The sequence below is a fragment of the Bacillus sp. SG-1 genome, assembly GCF_000181495.1.
GTDB lineage: Bacteria > Bacillota > Bacilli > Bacillales > Bacillaceae_B > Rossellomorea.
Genome location: NZ_ABCF01000002.1, coordinates 60,463 through 77,759, shown reverse-complemented (window position 1 = coordinate 77,759; position 17,297 = coordinate 60,463). Strand labels below are relative to the sequence as shown.

Annotated in this window: 19 protein-coding genes; 16 read left to right on the top strand and 3 right to left on the bottom strand. The window is 39.9% G+C overall.

Annotated features, from left to right (window positions below):
- The first annotated feature begins 192 nt into the window (after window positions 1–192).
- The 3 genes from BSG1_RS04095 to BSG1_RS04080 all read left to right on the top strand — a co-directional run bounded on the left by BSG1_RS04095 (window position 193) and on the right by BSG1_RS04080 (window position 3,094).
- On the top strand, window positions 193–1,320 hold the full coding sequence (locus BSG1_RS04095; protein WP_006835606.1) for an NAD(P)/FAD-dependent oxidoreductase: 1,128 nt from the start codon (window positions 193–195) through the stop codon (window positions 1,318–1,320).
- A gap of 527 nt (window positions 1,321–1,847) precedes the next feature.
- Window positions 1,848–2,456 carry a YitT family protein gene (locus tag BSG1_RS04085; RefSeq protein WP_006835604.1) on the top strand — a complete coding sequence of 203 codons (609 nt, stop codon included), beginning with the start codon at window positions 1,848–1,850 and terminating at the stop codon, window positions 2,454–2,456.
- A 113-nt stretch (window positions 2,457–2,569) separates the two neighbouring features.
- A complete protein-coding gene (locus BSG1_RS04080) occupies window positions 2,570–3,094 on the top strand; it encodes a hypothetical protein (protein ID WP_044022374.1) in 525 nt (174 codons plus the stop codon).
- A gap of 116 nt (window positions 3,095–3,210) precedes the next feature.
- On the opposite strand, the gene BSG1_RS04075 is transcribed toward BSG1_RS04080, so the two are convergent.
- Window positions 3,211–3,603, bottom strand: coding sequence for a hypothetical protein (locus BSG1_RS04075; protein WP_006835602.1), 393 nt, complete (start codon window positions 3,601–3,603; stop codon window positions 3,211–3,213).
- A 144-nt stretch (window positions 3,604–3,747) separates the two neighbouring features.
- Between BSG1_RS04075 and BSG1_RS04070 the strand changes: the two genes are divergently transcribed.
- The 3 genes from BSG1_RS04070 (at window position 3,748) to BSG1_RS04060 (ending at window position 6,145) form a co-directional block, all read left to right on the top strand.
- Entirely contained in the window at window positions 3,748–4,620 is an 873-nt protein-coding gene (locus BSG1_RS04070) for an SDR family oxidoreductase (protein ID WP_006835600.1), read from the top strand.
- Window positions 4,621–4,743: 123 nt separating this feature from the next.
- Window positions 4,744–4,947 carry a hypothetical protein gene (locus BSG1_RS04065; protein WP_044022373.1) on the top strand — a complete coding sequence of 68 codons (204 nt, stop codon included), beginning with the start codon at window positions 4,744–4,746 and terminating at the stop codon, window positions 4,945–4,947.
- Complete coding sequence (locus BSG1_RS04060) at window positions 4,931–6,145, top strand: serine-tRNA(Ala) deacylase AlaX (RefSeq protein ID WP_006835598.1); 1,215 nt, start codon at window positions 4,931–4,933, stop codon at window positions 6,143–6,145. Before BSG1_RS04065 ends, BSG1_RS04060 begins: the two co-directional genes overlap by 17 nt.
- Window positions 6,146–7,150: 1,005 nt before the next feature.
- On the opposite strand, the gene BSG1_RS04050 is transcribed toward BSG1_RS04060, so the two are convergent.
- A complete protein-coding gene (locus tag BSG1_RS04050) occupies window positions 7,151–8,014 on the bottom strand; it encodes a glycine betaine ABC transporter substrate-binding protein (RefSeq protein WP_006835595.1) in 864 nt (287 codons plus the stop codon).
- A 186-nt stretch (window positions 8,015–8,200) separates the two neighbouring features.
- On the opposite strand from BSG1_RS04050, the gene BSG1_RS04045 reads away from it, so the two are divergent.
- The 7 genes from BSG1_RS04045 to BSG1_RS04015 all read left to right on the top strand — a co-directional run bounded on the left by BSG1_RS04045 (window position 8,201) and on the right by BSG1_RS04015 (window position 14,985).
- The gene (locus BSG1_RS04045; RefSeq protein WP_006835594.1) at window positions 8,201–8,599 is read left to right on the top strand and encodes a GntR family transcriptional regulator; all 399 of its coding nucleotides are present in this window, start codon (window positions 8,201–8,203) and stop codon (window positions 8,597–8,599) included.
- On the top strand, window positions 8,583–9,482 hold the full coding sequence (locus BSG1_RS04040) for an ABC transporter ATP-binding protein (RefSeq protein ID WP_006835593.1): 900 nt from the start codon (window positions 8,583–8,585) through the stop codon (window positions 9,480–9,482). The genes BSG1_RS04045 and BSG1_RS04040 overlap by 17 nt, the downstream gene beginning before the upstream one ends.
- Window positions 9,457–11,409 carry a DUF6449 domain-containing protein gene (locus BSG1_RS04035; RefSeq protein ID WP_006835592.1) on the top strand — a complete coding sequence of 651 codons (1,953 nt, stop codon included), beginning with the start codon at window positions 9,457–9,459 and terminating at the stop codon, window positions 11,407–11,409. The genes BSG1_RS04040 and BSG1_RS04035 overlap by 26 nt, the downstream gene beginning before the upstream one ends.
- A gap of 23 nt (window positions 11,410–11,432) precedes the next feature.
- A complete protein-coding gene (locus tag BSG1_RS04030; RefSeq protein WP_006835591.1) occupies window positions 11,433–11,951 on the top strand; it encodes an RNA polymerase sigma factor in 519 nt (172 codons plus the stop codon).
- Window positions 11,952–12,156: 205 nt separating this feature from the next.
- Complete coding sequence (locus BSG1_RS04025) at window positions 12,157–13,707, top strand: hypothetical protein (protein WP_006835589.1); 1,551 nt, start codon at window positions 12,157–12,159, stop codon at window positions 13,705–13,707.
- Between the two features lie 56 nt (window positions 13,708–13,763).
- On the top strand, window positions 13,764–14,432 hold the full coding sequence (locus BSG1_RS04020) for a Type 1 glutamine amidotransferase-like domain-containing protein (RefSeq protein WP_006835588.1): 669 nt from the start codon (window positions 13,764–13,766) through the stop codon (window positions 14,430–14,432).
- Between the two features lie 226 nt (window positions 14,433–14,658).
- A complete protein-coding gene (locus BSG1_RS04015; protein ID WP_006835587.1) occupies window positions 14,659–14,985 on the top strand; it encodes a four-helix bundle copper-binding protein in 327 nt (108 codons plus the stop codon).
- Window positions 14,986–15,112: 127 nt separating this feature from the next.
- Here BSG1_RS04015 and BSG1_RS04010 read toward each other — a convergent pair whose 3' ends face one another.
- Entirely contained in the window at window positions 15,113–15,337 is a 225-nt protein-coding gene (locus BSG1_RS04010; RefSeq protein WP_006835586.1) for a hypothetical protein, read from the bottom strand.
- A gap of 176 nt (window positions 15,338–15,513) precedes the next feature.
- Between BSG1_RS04010 and BSG1_RS20745 the strand changes: the two genes are divergently transcribed.
- The 3 genes from BSG1_RS20745 (at window position 15,514) to BSG1_RS04000 (ending at window position 17,246) form a co-directional block, all read left to right on the top strand.
- The gene (locus tag BSG1_RS20745; RefSeq protein ID WP_006835585.1) at window positions 15,514–15,663 is read left to right on the top strand and encodes a hypothetical protein; all 150 of its coding nucleotides are present in this window, start codon (window positions 15,514–15,516) and stop codon (window positions 15,661–15,663) included.
- Between the two features lie 117 nt (window positions 15,664–15,780).
- Window positions 15,781–16,812, top strand: a complete 1,032-nt coding sequence (locus tag BSG1_RS04005; RefSeq protein WP_006835584.1) for an STAS domain-containing protein — start codon at window positions 15,781–15,783, stop codon at window positions 16,810–16,812.
- 77 nt (window positions 16,813–16,889) lie between these two features.
- Window positions 16,890–17,246 (top strand): hypothetical protein, encoded by a 357-nt coding sequence (locus tag BSG1_RS04000; protein ID WP_006835583.1) that lies wholly within the window; start codon window positions 16,890–16,892, stop codon window positions 17,244–17,246.
- Window positions 17,247–17,297 lie beyond the last annotated feature (51 nt).

The window sequence follows — 17,297 nt, the reverse complement described above, 5'->3', positions numbered from 1 at the left end:
TCCAAGCACCTTCCATTTCATTCAAACAACACAATATAGAAAACAACTTCTTCATTTATACTGAAAGGGGTTGTTTAAGATGGGAAGGGACTTATTTTTCTCATCAAGACCTGCTCCATTTTGTAAAGTTGTGAATCCTTGGTTACTCTAGTAAAATCTACGGATAGAGAATGATAAAAGAGTGGTGTGAATATGAAAAAAATCATTGTAATGGGTGCGGGAATCCTTGGTGCTTCCACTGCCTATCATTTGGCAAAGGAGGGCACTGATGTCATAATAGTTGACCGCCGGCACGCGGGACAGGCTACGGATGCTGCTGCCGGGATTGTCTGTCCGTGGCTTTCGCAGCGCCGCAATAAAGCTTGGTACCATCTTGTGAAAGGTGGTGCCCGCTATTATCCATCCCTAGTGAAGCAATTGGAAGAGGATGGGGAGGTAAATACGGGATATAAAAAAGTAGGAGCATTAAGTCTTCATCAAGATGAGGACAAACTTGAAAAAATGGCCGAACGTGCTATAAAAAAACGGGAGGATGCTCCTGAAATCGGGGAAGTGAAAATCCTGTCAAGAGAGGAGACCCGAAAACTTTTCCCTCTGCTAGCAGAAGAATTTGGATCTGTATATGTAAGCGGTGGAGCTAGGGTGAATGGAAGAGCCTTCAGGGATGCACTTCTGAATGGTGCATTGAAGCATGGAGCTCGTCATATCCATGGTCATGGGTCTTTGATTTTTGAAAAAGACAGTGTCAGAGGTGTACAAGTAGAAGGGGAGCATTTACAGGCAGATGAAGTTGTCGTTACAGGGGGTGCATGGGCTTCAGAGCTTTTGGCACCATTGGGGATTAAATTTAAGGTTTCCTTTCAAAAGGCGCAAATCATTCATTTCCAAATGAATGGAATGGAAACTGACAGTTGGCCTGTTGTGATGCCGCCCGGTAATCAATACCTTCTCAGCTTTGAGGATGGCCGGATTGTTGCAGGTGCGACTCATGAGGATGAAACAGGATATGATATCCGTCCGACAGCAGGCGGGATGTATGAAATCCTTGATAAAGCAATAAAGATAGCACCTGGAATACAAAATGGCACAGTTCTAGAAACAAGAGTCGGATTCAGGCCCTATACACCCGGTTTCCTTCCTGTAGTCGGAAGGGCCCCGAAGTATAGCGGATTGTTGCTGGCTAATGGCCTTGGAGCATCTGGTTTGACGAGTGGACCATACCTTGGTGCTGAACTGGCTAAATTGGCATTGGATAAAGAAACGGAATTAAATTTAAACGATTACCCTGTTGGGGATGCCCTTGAAGAAGGTAATGCCTGAGTTCAGGGCCTCGGGGCAAATGGATCGTACACAACACTAATAGGAAACCTTTTAGAACTGACTTGAAAGTTATACAACTCTCCATGGGATGATTTGTATTGAACAAAATAATTTCCGAAAGCAGATGAATACTCTACATGTTGGAATTTTAGTCCTTTCTCATAATGTTGCGTCCTTACGTATGCCTGAGTGGTCAAGAAGGCAGCGGCTCTTTGAAAGAAGGGAATTTGCATCAAGAGAACTATAACAATGACACCACTAATTAGGAATTGTCTTTTTTTCTTTCCTGATTTTAAAAAGACCAGCAAAATAATAATGAGCCCTAGCAAAAAGATCATCATAAGGTTTCTCCTATTTCGTAATTTAAGTCTTACATTCAACATTTTTTCAAATATTCCTCCAAAGTGACGGTTCGTATTTAGATAATTCTGCTATTTTCAACGAAGATATGATATGATAATTTCGGTTTTTCTTTTTAATAATATAAAATGCCGACCTGGTTGGTTTGTTCTGATAAGGAGAATTGTATGTTGATACTAAATATAAATAAAGCTTTGATATTAGGAATGGCGGCCGCTATACAAGGAGTGGCCATGTCTGTATTCTTATTTCCACATTTTATACCTTCAGGTGGTGCGGCAAGTACAGGAGTCCTCCTTAAATATCTTTTTAATGTTCCTTATGCAGTTACTTTGTGGACATTGAACGCAGGGTTATTGATCATTGCAGCAAAGTGGCTTGGGGCTAAAAATGCACTTTGGACGCTTTATTGTGTGACTGTTACCTCACTCATCATCAAGTGGATATCATCCATTGTTTTATCCCCCGTATCCTATGTACTTACAGATCTTCTTATGGGGGCTGTGATTTTTGGAGTCGGTTTAGGAATTCTATTTAAAATGGGAGCCTCTTCAGGAGGAATGGACATCCTTGCATTGATACTGTCAAAAATAAAAGGGTTCCCACCAGGAAAATGCCTGTTTTGGATCAACGGAACATTACTTCTTTTGACAGGCATGGTTGTAGATTGGTTCATCATCCTTTATGCACTCGTGTGTCAACTTATTGGGACAAGGATATTGGATGTGATTTATCATTTTCAAGCTGGATCTCTCAGGAGGCAAAGATCGGTTTAATCCAAAAGCAGTATGCAACCGTACCGCTTTTTTTATTTTCTTTAATCCTTTATACATAAAAAGAATGGCCTTGATTGAAAATAAGGTAAATCTATTTTCTGGAAGGTTCTTTAATGAGTATAATAATATTGATTTTATATCTTTTGGCAGGTATCAGATTTGGCAGATGGTCAAATTTCGCTGAATATTATCCGACTTTGCTCTATTTTATCATAGGGGATCTATTATCACAGTTTCTGCTTTTTAACCATACTTTATGGATGTTTCATCCTATGGATAGGCTGGATCACCTGTTTAAGTTGAATCATACATTCATTGCTTTGGCGAAGATGGCGATCCAATATTCTATGACAGTTGCCATCTTTATCGGACGGCTGCCGGAAGAAAAGGGAAGGCAAGCCATGATGGTTCTTTTGTGGACAGCCATTTATGGATTGAATGAATTCCTCACTCATCATTTGGGCGGGCTCAGTTATCATAGAGGTTGGAGTTTCGGCTGGGATTTAGTATTTAATCTCATGATGTTTATTATGCTGATCATTCATTATAAAAAACCCTTGCTTGCATGGATATTGACCGCGCCCATCATTGTAACCTTATGGCTGATTTTTGATGTACCGTTGGATGTTTTAAAGTAATACGCATATAACAAAGGTAAAAGGAGTACTTAAATCATTGCGATTTGGTACTCCTTTTACTTTTTTATATTGAATTTGTGCTCGTAATCAGAGCCTGTTATGCAAAACAGGCTCTATTAATGTAATTTGTTGGAATGTTGGTTGGTCTTTAATAGATTTATTAATGGTTCAGGGACTGGTACAATTTTGGGCTTTTGCGATTTTGCTTCGTAGGACCTGTAACAATAAAGTTCCCTCTCTTGAGAATGAAGCATCAACTGCAAAATCGATTCATTCATTTTTCCCTTTGTTTCTAAGTGAAGATAATACGGGAACAAATGAAGCTGATATGTATTGTACACGCTTCCGAGTAGAGTCTGGCTCATGTGGGTCGTTTTTTCATGTCTGATTATTAGCGATACCATATCTGCGAATTCAACTTTTTCATTATTGAAATCTTTCATGATAGTCCCGATATCTTCTGATACATGTTTCGAAAAATCTTTTATCTTAGCTACAAAATCATTCATTGAAATCCTCCTTTCTTTTTAAGTTGCCCACTGAAAAAGTTATCATGCGAAACCATAAAATGGATATAGGGTTTATGTTTACCTTGATAGTCACAGGGAAGAGATAGTATATATTTTTTAACCATATAATGGAGGGATAGAAACATGACAGAAAAAAGACCCAATTCAATACCTGGACAGGAACAGAGCCATCAGCCCGGTTTGGAATCTGATATGGAACCAAGACCCGACTTCACGGGCAATTTAGCTGGTGTTGCTAAAAAATTAAATGGTAAAAAAGCATTGATTACCGGCGGGGACAGTGGGATAGGACGTGCGGTAGCTGTTGCTTATGCGAAAGAAGGAGCAGATGTAGCGATTGTCTATTTGGAAGAAAACAGTGATGCTGAGGAAACAAAAGAGTATATCGAAAAAGCGGGCGGGAAATGTTTGCTGATCGCTGGAGATATTGCTGACGAAGAGTTCTGTCAGAAAGCAGTGCAGAATACTGTTGATGAATTTGGAAAACTGGATATCCTTGTTAATAATGCAGGAGAGCAGCATCCTCAGGATTCTATTGAAGATATAAGTAAAGAACAGTTGACGAGAACTTTCAGCACAAACATCTTTTCCATGTTTTACCTTACTAAAGAAGCTCTTAAGCACATGGGAGAAGGAGCATCCATTATTAATACATCTTCCATTACTGCCTATCAGGGAATGCCGAAGCTGATTGACTATTCAGCAACCAAAGGTGCCATTACGACATTTACAAGATCTCTTTCACAGTCATTAATCGATCGGAAAATCAGAGTGAATGCCGTAGCGCCAGGGCCTATCTGGACACCTCTCATTCCGTCTTCCTTCTCAAAAGATACAGTAGAAGGTTTCGGGGAAGAATCCGTTCCTGTTCCTATGAAAAGGCCGGGACAGCCTGCGGAATTGGCTGGAAGCTATGTTTTCCTTGCAAGTGAAGATGCTTCCTATATCTCCGGACAGATGATTCACGTAAACGGCGGTACCATTGTAAATGGATAAAACAACCGGGCACTTCCTTTTATGAGGGAAGTGCTCTGTTGCGTTTGGAAAGGCTTGTTGTTGGAAAAACAAGTATAAAGAAGTTTACAATTATTAATGAGGCTTCTCAAAGGGGGCGTTCGAATGTTTATCGTATCATTATTGGCTGGAGTTGCACTTTTAATCTTTGCATTTTTCGGGCTGAAGGAGAAGGATCAGGACAATATTCAAAACAAGATAGTGAAGATTGGATTTATCCTGCTGGGTGCATTTCTCGTTTATGTAGGCATCGTGGATGTCATTTCAATGTTTACAGATCCAGCAGGTTATATTGAACAGAGAAGGTGAGAAGGAATTGAAGGAAAAGTTGTATTATGAAGATGCATATCTGCGTGAATTCAAAACAAAGCTGGTTTCACAACAGCAAAGTGAAGACGGAAGATGGTTTGCGCAATTGGAAGAAACCGCATTTTATCCAACTGGCGGAGGGCAGCCCTTTGATAAAGGTACTCTGAACAACAGCATGGTTACAGAAGTAGAGGAAGTGGAAGGTATCATTCGCCATTATATCGACAGTCCGCTGAAAGGAACTTATGAGATAAGCGGCGCCATCAATTGGACAAGGCGCTTTGATCATATGCAGCAACATGCCGGGCAGCATATCCTGTCTGCGAGTTTTTCTAAAAGCTTAGGATATGAAACGGTAAGTTTTCATCTGGGAAGGGACACGTGTACCATCGATATTAACACTTCCGCCTTAACAGAAGAAGAAAGTTCAAAAGCGGAAGCGCTTGCCAATCAAGTGATCTTGCAGAACCAGCCTATACATACAAAATGGATAAACAAAGAAGAAGTTGATCAATATCCCCTAAGAAAGAAGCCGGCTGTGGAGGGAGACATCAGGCTCGTAATCATTCCTGAGTTTGATTACAATGGCTGCGGAGGTACCCATCCTCGTAGCACTGGAGAAGTTGGGATGATCAAGATTCTGAACTGGGAGAAACAAAAAAAGAATACAAGGGTGACCTTTGTGTGCGGGCAGCGTGTGGCTGACCAGCTTCATGAGAAAAATAGCATTTTAAAGGAACTTACCGGAGTGTTGAATGCCCCTCCTTCCGAAATGATTTCAGCAGTTCGAACTCTGATAGAAAACGGCAATAAAAATGAAAAACTTCTTGAAGAGGCAAGGGAAACCATCCTTGTTTATGAAGCGGAGGATCTCATTAAATCTTCTGTGGATAGAGGTGGCGTAAAAGTAGTGAAGAAAGTGCTTCAGCACCGTTCAATGGCAGATATGCAAAAAATGGCCAGAACAATCCTGCAAACACACGAAGTTGTCGTTTTGTTGGTCAGTGAGAACGGGGATAAGCTGCAATACGTGTTTGGGTCATGTTCATCATGCCAAAAGGATATGAAAGAACTCATCGGGGTTGCCCTTGCCCTCACCGATGGAAAAGGAGGGGGCAATCCTTCTATGGCTCAAGGTGGAGGCAGCGCAGTTATTACGGGTGAAGAGCTCCTTGAGCGGTTGTTAGATAAATTCTGAGAGAGTGATTGAAAAGATAGGTGCTAAATATGATTTGGGCTGTCCAAAAAGTCTGGAATGGCTATTGGACAGCTTTTTAGGTTTAACATAGAGGCACCATCACATTATTAGAATCCTCTTAGAGTTTCTAAAGGATTTAAGTTTTTAGGTGTGTAAATAAAATCATCTAGGAAGATCATAAAGGACTTTTGTTTGCTTAGTTCTTATATTATTACTCTCGTAATGTCGATTTTTGGAAAGTTGTGACGGTCTTTATTATCAAGTTAATTGTAGCTGAAGGGGCGTGACCTCCTGCGGGATAGCGGGACGTCCAGTTCCAGCACCCAGCCCCTCGGGGTCAAATAACCCTCAGCGAATAAAAGGAAAGATCCCCTTTTTTTTCGCTGAGGAACATTTGCCTGTCGGGGCTGAACAGGGCGTTTCCACTTTTTATTCAGGCGCATCCGAGGAGGCAAATCCAGCTCCAGCAGCCGAGGGTCCGCACCCACTGGAACGGACTTAGCGACTAGCAGATTTCGGTCTCTATCCTTGCGAATCCAGCTGCAAGGTCCCAACGGCTAGCGGGCTTCCCTGCCTCCCTCCTTGCGATAAGTCAGCAAGTTCATTTCCTCCACTCGATTAAAGAGGTATTTAGAAAAAATCGGCATCTGGATTTTTTTCTGACTTAAGCTTTGTTACGTGCAAAGTCCACTTTTGGAAATGGGAACTGATCATCGAACCGCTCCGCTCTTGGTGATTCCTTTATCTCATGCGAGAGCACTAAAATCTGTACGTCGCTGAACGGCCGCTTCCACTTTTTAGTTCACCGCCCGCCACGCGGAGTCACGCACATGAAGCGGAAGTCAGCATACTTTCTTTTCAAAACCACAATGTATAAAACCAAGAAAAAAAACTATAATCCTCAAGAATTGTTCAAAGAGCCACACGGCAACAATCCACTAAAAAATTGTCCTGGAAACCTCAAGCAAAAGTCCCTATACCTTCTGGAGCCCATCAAAAATAACATCACTTAAGCCATTGATCCACCATTTCGCGGTTATCTTCAATCCAAGCTTTAGCTCCTTCAGCCGGGTCGCCTGTATCCTTAATAACAGCCATCAGGTTACCAAGGGATTCATCATCCATTTTCCAAGTATTCATCGATTTAACAACCTCTGGATGATCCTCCTCGAAACCTTTCCTTGTCATGTAGTATATATCATCTGCTTCACCATACACTTTCTTTGGATCTTCAAGATACTTCAAGTCGTATTCAGAGAAAGCCCAATGCGGATTCCAAAGGGTGACCACAATCGGCTCCTTATCTTTATAGGCTTTTGACAATTCGGCAATCATCGCGGGTCCGGAACTCGTCACAAGATCAAGTTCAAGGCCATATTCCTCGATAGCCTTCTGAGTCATCGATGTTAGGCTTGCACCAGGGTCGATTCCTACAATCCGACCGCCGAATTCATCTTTTCTTGCATTTAGTTCTTCAATACTTGTGATATCCTCCATATAAGAAGGGACAACAAGACCTAGTCCTGTATTTTCATACCAAACTTCATGCATGTTAAGTTGTTCTCCATATTTATCCATAAGAGGTTTGTCTGTATTGGGAAGCCAAACTTCGGGAGCTATGTCCAGTTCATCTCTCGTAATTCCCAGCCAAACAGGTGCTTTTTCCATTGATTTTAATTCAACTTCATATTCCTTTTCTTCCAAAAGAATTTTCCACATGTTTGAGACAGCTATATTTTCTGCCCAGTTATTTAGTCCGATGACAAGAGACTTGTCCTCGCCGTCTCCGTTTTCTTCATTGTTACACCCAGTCAATAATATTCCGGTTGCTATTAATCCCAACACGATTAGGTCAATTATCTTCTTCACTATAAGCACCTCTTGTTCTATTAGTATTTTAAGTTAATTCTTTCCTGTGTATTGAGGGATTATGCAGGGGGGGATGGTTGGTAATTTGAAAAAAATCTAAAAAAGTTCTTTTCTTTCAAAAAAAGCTAAAGTATAATTAACTGTATTAATACACATAGTACACTGCATACAGATGGGAGGGTATATATGTTCGAATTGGATTTAAGAAGCCGGAAACCGATTTATGAGCAGCTTGTTGAAAAGCTTAAGGAATTGATAATCAATGAAATATTAAAGGCAGATGAACAATTGCCCTCAGTGAGAACATTAGCAGGGGAGCTTACGATAAATCCAAATACCATTCAAAAAGCTTACAGAGAACTAGAAAACCAAGGGTATATCTACTCTGTAAAAGGAAGGGGCAGCTTTGTGAATCCCGCTGCCCATACCCAGAATTCAGAGAAAATGAAAAACGTCATTTCAGAGTTGGAAAAGCTCATTGCTGAGGGGATGTATCTTGGAATCTCGTCAGCGGAAATTATTGAACTCATCAAGAAAATAGAACAAAAAGTGGGAGGGGGAGATTCCTATGATTCAACTTCATGAAGTGTCTAAGCAGTTTGAAGGCAGAGAGAGTGTATATAATGTATCCCTAACGATTAATCAAGGATCTGTATACGGTTTGCTGGGATCAAATGGAGCGGGAAAAACAACTCTTCTGAAAATATTGAGCGGTATCTATAAACCAGAGAAAGGTGAAGCTTACATAGATGGCGAACCGGTTTTCGAAAACGCTGCAGCCAAACAAAAGTTATTCTTTTTAGCGGATACACCAGGTTTTCTGCCGCAGTATAACATAAAGCAAATGGCCGCATTTTACAGACGTCTTTTTAATAGCTGGGATGAGGAACGATTTAATGAATTAGGCCTGATTTTGGGCATCGACCCGAAGGTCAAGCTGCATAAATTTTCAAAGGGAGTTCAAAGACAGGCGGCTTTCTGGCTTGCGTTATCGTGCCGTCCGGAAGTCATGATTTTAGATGAGCCGATGGATGGTCTGGATCCTGTGGTACGAAAAAAAATTAAATCCATCTTGATGGAAGAAGTTGCTCTTCGGGAAATGACCATTTTGATTTCCTCCCATAACCTCGAAGAAATAGAAGATCTTTGCGATCATGTAGGAATTCTGCATAAGGGCCGTCTTTTAGTGGAGAAGGAATTGGATGAATTAAAGTCTGAGTTTCATAAGATTCAAGTTGCTTTTAAAAATCAACCTCCTAAAGAATTGTTTGATCGTCTCAATGTATTGCAGAAAGAGCAGAGAGGAAGTGTCATCTCCTGCATTATTAAGGGCGAAGAAACAGCGATAGAAGATGTTGTGAACGATTTTCAGCCAGTCCTTTTTGATCTGCTTCCTTTGACACTTGAAGAAATATTCATTCATGAAATGGGGGATGCCGGCTATGCAGTCAAGCAAATCCTTGGTTAATAAAGAAATAATGACTCTCATAGGCAGGAATACTGGTTGGATAGGGATTGTCTATTTTGCAGGACTGATATTTGCTCTTCCATTGAACGTGTGGATGATGCTCACCAGTGAGGAACCTTCTTATCTGCTTACATACGGGCAAATGTTTCAGATCAACTTTGTTCTTCAAGCCGGTTTAATGATGGTCATTCCTGTATTATTGTCCATTTTCTCATTTCGGTTTTTACATGTGAAACAGCAGGCAGATATGATTCACAGCCTTCCAATCAGGAGGAAAAAACTTTTCATGCATTTTTCAGCTGCAGGTATTATCATGCTGATACTTCCTGTTGTGTTCACCGCAATGATTATGGTTTTCCTTACATTAACGAATGACTTGGGTAGTCACTTTCAGGCAGACGATATCATAAGCTGGGCTCTGGTGACAATTTTAATGGTTGTTTTATTTTATGTATGCGGCATCACCGTTGCCATGATAACAGGGCTTTCTGTTGTACAAGCTGTATTGACCTATGTATTACTGTTATTTCCTTCAGGCATGTATATATTGTCCGTACTCAATATAAAAAATTTCTTATTTGGATTTCCAGAAGAGTACTACCTGGCTGTCCGATCGGAAGATTTCTCTCCGATTATTAAAGCGGGTCTGTTTAATGAGGTTCAGCTTTCGTTTACCGAGATTATTATTTACGTGTTCTTGATCTTCGTGTTCTGGATACTTGCTCTTGTTTTATATAAAAGGAGAAAAATTGAAACGACTTCACAGACATTTGCGTTTCCAGTATTGCAGCCAGTTTTTAAGTTTGGCTTAATCATTGGAGTCATGTTGGTTTCAGGAGGTTATTTCAGTGCAGTACAAAAAACGCTGCCTTGGACTCTCTTTGGGTATGGTGTTGGATTTGCAGTTGGTTACTTACTCTCAGAAATGATCGTCCAGAAAACGTGGAGAATTGGGCTGAGACTGAAAGAAATGGCTATATTTGCCTTCTTTCTGACTGGTATAGCCGTCTTCATTCATTTTGGTTTCAAAAATTACGAATCTTATGTACCAGATTTGAATGAAATTGAAAGAATTTATTTCAATGACCATATTTATTCCTATTTGGAAGAATACGAAGAGGAACCGGTTCGTTACCTCTCGAATGAGGAGAATATTCGAAACGTCAAGGACCTTCATGGAGCAATCATTTCTGATAAAGAAAGTAAAGGATCAGTGCAGTTGTATATAGTTTATGAATTGAAGGCGGGCAAAAAGGTTATACGAAACTACGAAATCGACCGCACTCATTTTGACTTCTATTATGAATCCATATATGAATCTGTTGAATATAAGGAATCAGCACATCAAATTTTATCAGTGGATACGCACCTTGCAGACAAGCTTACGATAACAGCAAGAGGACCTCAAGATAAGCAAGTGAGCATTACTGATGAATCATTATTAGAGGAAGCGATAGATAAACTCAAGAAAGAAGTATTGGAAGAGTCATATGAAAGCATGGTGGACAGATCGGAGACTCTGTATGATATTGAAATCCTGCTTGCAAATGAACAGAGATTGTATGTTCCTTGGAAACCATCTTATTCAAACTTTGAAACATGGCTGATGGAAAAAGACCTGTTTAATCAAGTAAAAGTATTACCTGAAGATGTTTCAAAGATCCTTATTTATAAACGGGAGGATCACCAAACACCCCTTGGAATGGAAGTCGATTTGCATGACTCGATCGCCACACTGGAAGAGGATAACAAGGCCTTGAGAATTACCTCTGAACAAAAAGTGAAAGATTTGCTGGAAATGAAGTCCTGGACTATTGAAAGTGAATATATGGCCGCATTTTATTTTAAAGGGCAGGACTACCCGCATGTGAAAGGAATCAAGGCAGAAAATATACCGGATTATATTATGGATCACTTTGAGAGATAGAAAGGAAAAGGGGGGAGAGTTGCATGGCAGTCCATTTCGACCAATTATACTTGCAATATCATAAACTGGTCTATCATATAGCGCTGCGAATTACTAGAGACAGCAGTTTATCAGAGGATATTGTCCAGGAAACGTTTTTAAAAGCATATAAGAAAATTGATACTTTAATCGATGAAAAAAAAGCTGGAGGGTGGCTGTCTTCCATCGCTACTCGTACTAGTATTGACTTCATCAGGAAAGAGATAAGGGCAGGGGAGGTTCCCATCGATCCCTTCAACATGGAATTGGATTGTCTATTATCGTCTTCACAGGAAGATGTTGAAAGAACGGTTGATATCACATTGTTAAAGGAAGAATTAGTGACCGAAATCAGACAATTGCCTTTAGCTCAACAACAAGTTTTCCTGTTGAGGGTCCAGTATGGAATGAATGAGGAAGAAATAGCCGAAAAGCTCGATTTAAAGAGAAGTACAGTAAAGACAAGATTCTTCAGGGCAAGAAAAAAATTAAAAAATCTATATACATTGAAATACAGTGCTTAAATGGACATGGAGGAGTTTTCTTGGGGGACTCCTTCTTTTCTTGTTCTTTTGAAAAAATGTATATTTATCTGGAAAGCATTGACTTTTCGGAAAATTCCACCTAATATTTTACATGTGCCAATTGCTGTTACAGGATTGTAATTATACATTCTATTACTCTCTTTATAGCAAGACAATTGAGAAAAAAACATAAAAGGATGTTTCGATGAAAGAAAAATTAAAAGCTTTTGGATTACCATCGCTGGTAGTGATTGCACTTCTGGCAGCATTATATTTTCACCAGCTTTCCACTATGACGAAACTGCCGAATGAGGAATGGAGCAGATCAATCGCCCTTGATTATGACGGCAAGGAACTGCCTATTACATTTCAGCGAGAAAATGAACTTTACCTTACTAATGTCGACAAGGTAAATAAGTTCGTCATAGGAGAAGGCTTATCAATTGAAAGCTATGAAGAAATCGCAATGGATGTACCGAGGGGATTTCCTTTTTGGACTGATGGAGAAAACTTTATTACCCTCTCGCAAGGGAACTTAACGCTAACCGGTGATGGAGGAACAAAAGTAATCGATGAAGAAGTTAGCGGCCTTGCAACAGAAGAAGAAAACGTTCTGTACTGGAAAAATGGAATAGTATATACATATGACTTCAATACGAGTGAAACGACGGAAATACATACATTTACAAATGAAATAATAGATATAGTATTCGGAAGCGATGGCAGTTATGCTGTTGTTCATCAAAGAGATGATGCGAATGCTGACGTTTTCCTGGTCGATACCTCTGGTGAAGTGAATGAGGAAGCCGTTTTGTCCGTGAAGAATTCACTCTATGACCAGCTTGGCAGCCTAGTGCTGAATATCAAGGATGATGACTTGACAATCATTTACGGAAGGCAGATGAGAACGGGCGGTTCGCTTTCTTATACCATGTATAAAGCGACTGGGAAAATAAGTGATATAGGAGGCAATCCGTTATCCGTCCAGCAGCTGAATTTTTTCAATGAAGAAAGCGCTTCTAAACTGCAAGCTCCAGATGATGCAACTCTTGTCACTCTTAATGGAGAACTGCACCTTGTATTCACTGCGGAAGGACAGAGAATCGGAGACAACAGCAATATGAGGTTGTATTCAGGAAAATTCCAAGGAGGCAATCAGGTTGTCGCCAGGCCTGTCAATACTAATAACAATGTGGCTCAAAATCCGATGAAAGCCAATGAAGAATCCCTGCTGTGGATCTCTTTTAATGGGGATTATTATAAGCTGTTTGGAGCATCGCAAAACAGTCAAGTGAAGGCAGAGAGTACAGAACTCTCAGCTGAGGATTGGAAGTTGAGCGGCTATAACTCTTTCTTGATGCTGTTCAGCAGCATGGTGACGGCTCTGACTTCATTCTATTGGTATCTGCCGTCTCTAACACTTTTATTGCTTCTTTATATCTTAAGGCCAAATATTTTTGAAAAAGACGGCATTAACTGGGTCGAATATGTAGCGATATTCATTTTCATCCTTATGCCATTCACCTACATGAATCAGGCAATGAATCCTTATTTTTATGAAATGGCACCATTCTATTATACGTTCAATCATAGCGGCACGATAATATTAATTATTATCAGCGTTGTGGCAGCACTGATTTGGAAGATTGGCAGAGATCCAGATTGGGGTACGTTTGCGGGTGTATTCTACTACTTGCTAGTTTATATGGTTCTCTATATCTTCTCTGTCGGTCCCTATATTTTCAATTTATTTTAAGCTCAACTTTCTTGCCCGGTATATGCTGCCGGGCATTTTTTTCAGGAGGAGATTCTATGGGCAAACTTTTTATGTACAGTGACCAGGTGATAGATGAAAATCGTAAAATTGATAAAAAACTTTTTGAATCATTTGGGAAGGCCGAGCCTGTCATTGCTTACATTCCTTGTAACGATGATGGGGATCGCAGTCATTATCGTAAACAATTACGTTATTATCAGAGATATGGACTCGGTGAATTACTATTTTTTGATATAGCAGATGAATATGATGAGGGATTACTTGAAGCGGTGATGGAAAGTGATGCTATTCATTTATCAGGCGGCAGCCCGCTTATATTTCGAGAGAATCTTCGAAAGAGGGGACTTGATTCATTTCTCATAGACTATTACAACAAGGGTGGAATCTTGGCAGGTGTAAGTGGGGGAGCTGTCCAGTTCGGCTTGGGTGCTGGTATCTTTGACCTTTTTCAAAATGGTCTCGAGAGTGCCCTGCAAACATATACACAACTGGAAACTTTGCAGGTGGTTCCATTCGAATTTCTTCCTCACTATAATCGCTGGTCTGTATCTTTCAAGCAATCTGTGGAAGAATACACCTTTACGACAGGAAGGGTGGTCTATGCAGCAGAGGATGGAGACGGTATCATAGCAGACGGAAAAGAGTTAACCTTTATTGGTAATGTGAAAAGAATTCAGATGGGAAGGACAGAAAGAGTTCTATAAGTGTGATTTTTAACCCATCTTGAGGGGCGGTCTATTGAGGCTGCCGCTTTTTTGTTAATTCTTTGTAATCATGCTAGTTATTCCTTTCTAGATGTTCCGTGGTCGCTTTTTCTTTTTCCCTTTAAGTTTTTCCTTATGTTCCTCGAAATTAAGTTCACAGATAAACAAGTTTTTTCGTTATTAAACAGGGTAATAGATTTCTGTAAAAACTTTTAAGGCGGTGACTATGATGAATCAAACTTATGAAGAATGTGTAAAAGCATGTCAGGAATGTCTGGAAGCGTGCAATGTCTGTTTTGACAACTGCTTGAAAGAGGAAGATGTTAAAAAGATGGCAGAATGTATCAGGTTGGATAGGGAATGTGCGGATGTTTGCACACTTGCTATTAATGCCATGCAGTATGGCAGCCCGAATGTGAAGAGCATCCTGCAGCTGTTAGTCGAAGTCTGTGGAGCTTGTGGAAACGAATGTAAGAAACATGATCACACTCATTGCCAAAAGTGTGCAGACGCTTGTTTCAAATGTGTAGAAGAATGCAAGAAGCTTATTTAATAGAAAGAGCAGTTCCTTATTAAAAGGGACTGCTCTTTTTGAATCTTCATTTGAATGAATTTACTATCGAACTAGCTTGTTCATTGTTTTTTCATGCAGAGCTAGCCAAGTCCGTATGCCGTTAAGTTTAGTTATAATCCTGGTCATATTTCTTTTCGCTTGAGGATTGGTCTTTAGTGTTCGATTTTTTTCTTTCTTCGATTTTTTCTTCTCTGATATCTTCCATGGGCAGTGGATCTACATGCTGTTCACTTTCAAATTTGTCCAAGATACTTTCTTTGTCTTTATCGTATTGTTCTGGGTTATCAAATTTTTCGAAGCCTTTGCCTTTATTTTTATTATTGTCCTTCACTTTTATAGCCTCCCATTAATAGAATAGTGTTTGTTCTACAGCCAAACGAGCTTATTTAAAATTTCCCTATTGAACGAGCTGTCAAACAATAAATAGAGTCTTCCTGATATTTCTATTTTTTGAATAGTGAAAATGGGGTAAACACAACTAAATGAATCAGGAAGGAGTGACTCTAATTGAACAATCAAGGCAGTTGGTATACTTCCAAGAATGAAAAGTATGAAACCTGGAAAGGTAAACAAGATAGAATAGTTACCAATAAAAGCTTGCTTTATTATGGGGTTCCGTCTCTTTTAATGATAGGACTGCTGGTATTGGGTGCATGAAGCTCTGCAATTTTTGCAGAGCTTTTTTAAATGGGACGATGATAAGGGGTGTAGCTTTACGAATGTATCAACTTACGTTAAATTAATAGTATCAATAAAACGGGGGTCTTGGCACTAATGAAGGAATACAACATTATACATAAAGATCATATCAACGTAGGAGGGCTTGATTTCTCCTGGAATCTTGAAAGAGGATTATTTCAGTTTGAAGGTGATGACGCTGTCTTATTTTGGATCACCTCCGCAATGAAATCTTTTTTCGATACAATAGAGGAAGTTTCAGGAAAAGAAGCAGCTAAAGTGGTATTGGAAACAACAGGATATAGACAGGGCATTGTAGTAGGCGAATACTTCCAAGGTTTGAAAATGCCGCTTGAAGATGTTGCAAAGGCAATTCCGGCAACATATGCTTCTGCCGGCTGGGGTAAAATTGAGATTAGTCATTTGAATCAAGAAGACTATACAGCGACAGTAAAATTGAAAGACAGCTGGGAATATAAAATAAACTTGGCACAAGGAAAAGAAAAAATGACTACTTTTCTGGCCGGTCATTTTTCAGGGATTTTTTCAGGTCTGCTCGGAAAAAATGTATGGTTTAGTGTGGAAAGGGATCAAATTAAACAAGGGGATTATTGCGAATACAAGTTTGCCCCATCTGATATAACAATCGAAGAGAATATACATGACTTGGCAAGGAAATCAGAGTCTGAGAAAATTTTAAAGCTTGAAAGCATGGTTGAAGAGAGAACACAGGACCTGACTGAACTGGTGAAAGAAATTTCCTCTCCGATTATACCGGTACTCGAGGGGGTAGTTGTTGTACCATTACTTGGTAAATATGATGAGAACCGTTCAGAAGATTTGATAACCAAAACGTTAAATAATCTTCCAAAGCATAAAGCTGATTACCTTGTAATCGATCTTACCGGACTGCATCAATATATCAGCCAGTTCACTGTGGAACTCCTAAGCAAACTAGCATCGGCAGCCTCATTAATAGGGACTGAAACAATACTAGTAGGAATTTCCCCTAAACTTGCACAGGAAATCACGGGAACGGATATGCAATTGTCCCGTTTCAGCTGTTTCTCCACTTTAAAACACGGTATATATTATGCCATTGGACAGCAAGGCAGGCAGATTTATTAAAAGTGAGCGGTTTTCCGCTTGCTTTTTTTGTTTTATATCTTTATTAAGGGGTAAAAGAGAGGAAAAGGTGGTGCACTATGGACAAAAGCATTGTCGGTGTATATAGCTCGGTTCCTCAATTGATCTCTGATGTAAAGGAAAGAAAAATAAAGACGGTTGATATTAGCTCCATTCATTTTTATACAGTGGAACCTAAACAGTATAGAATCATGAATGAAAACACATCATTGGAAGGCAGCTTGCTGGATATATCAGCAAGCAATGATGACAGTGGAATCCACAGTTTAGCGACTGCCTTTGATGAAGATGATGGTTCAATTCAACTAGTCCAACTGGAGAAGAAGCTGCGTGACGAGGGCTTTTCACACAGGGATGCATTAGAATGCAAGACCTATCTTCATAAAGGGATGATTGTTGTAACTGAAAAGGTTTAATCTATTGAATGCAGTGGTAAGAATCAACTGTAACAAGATTATTTTAGGAGG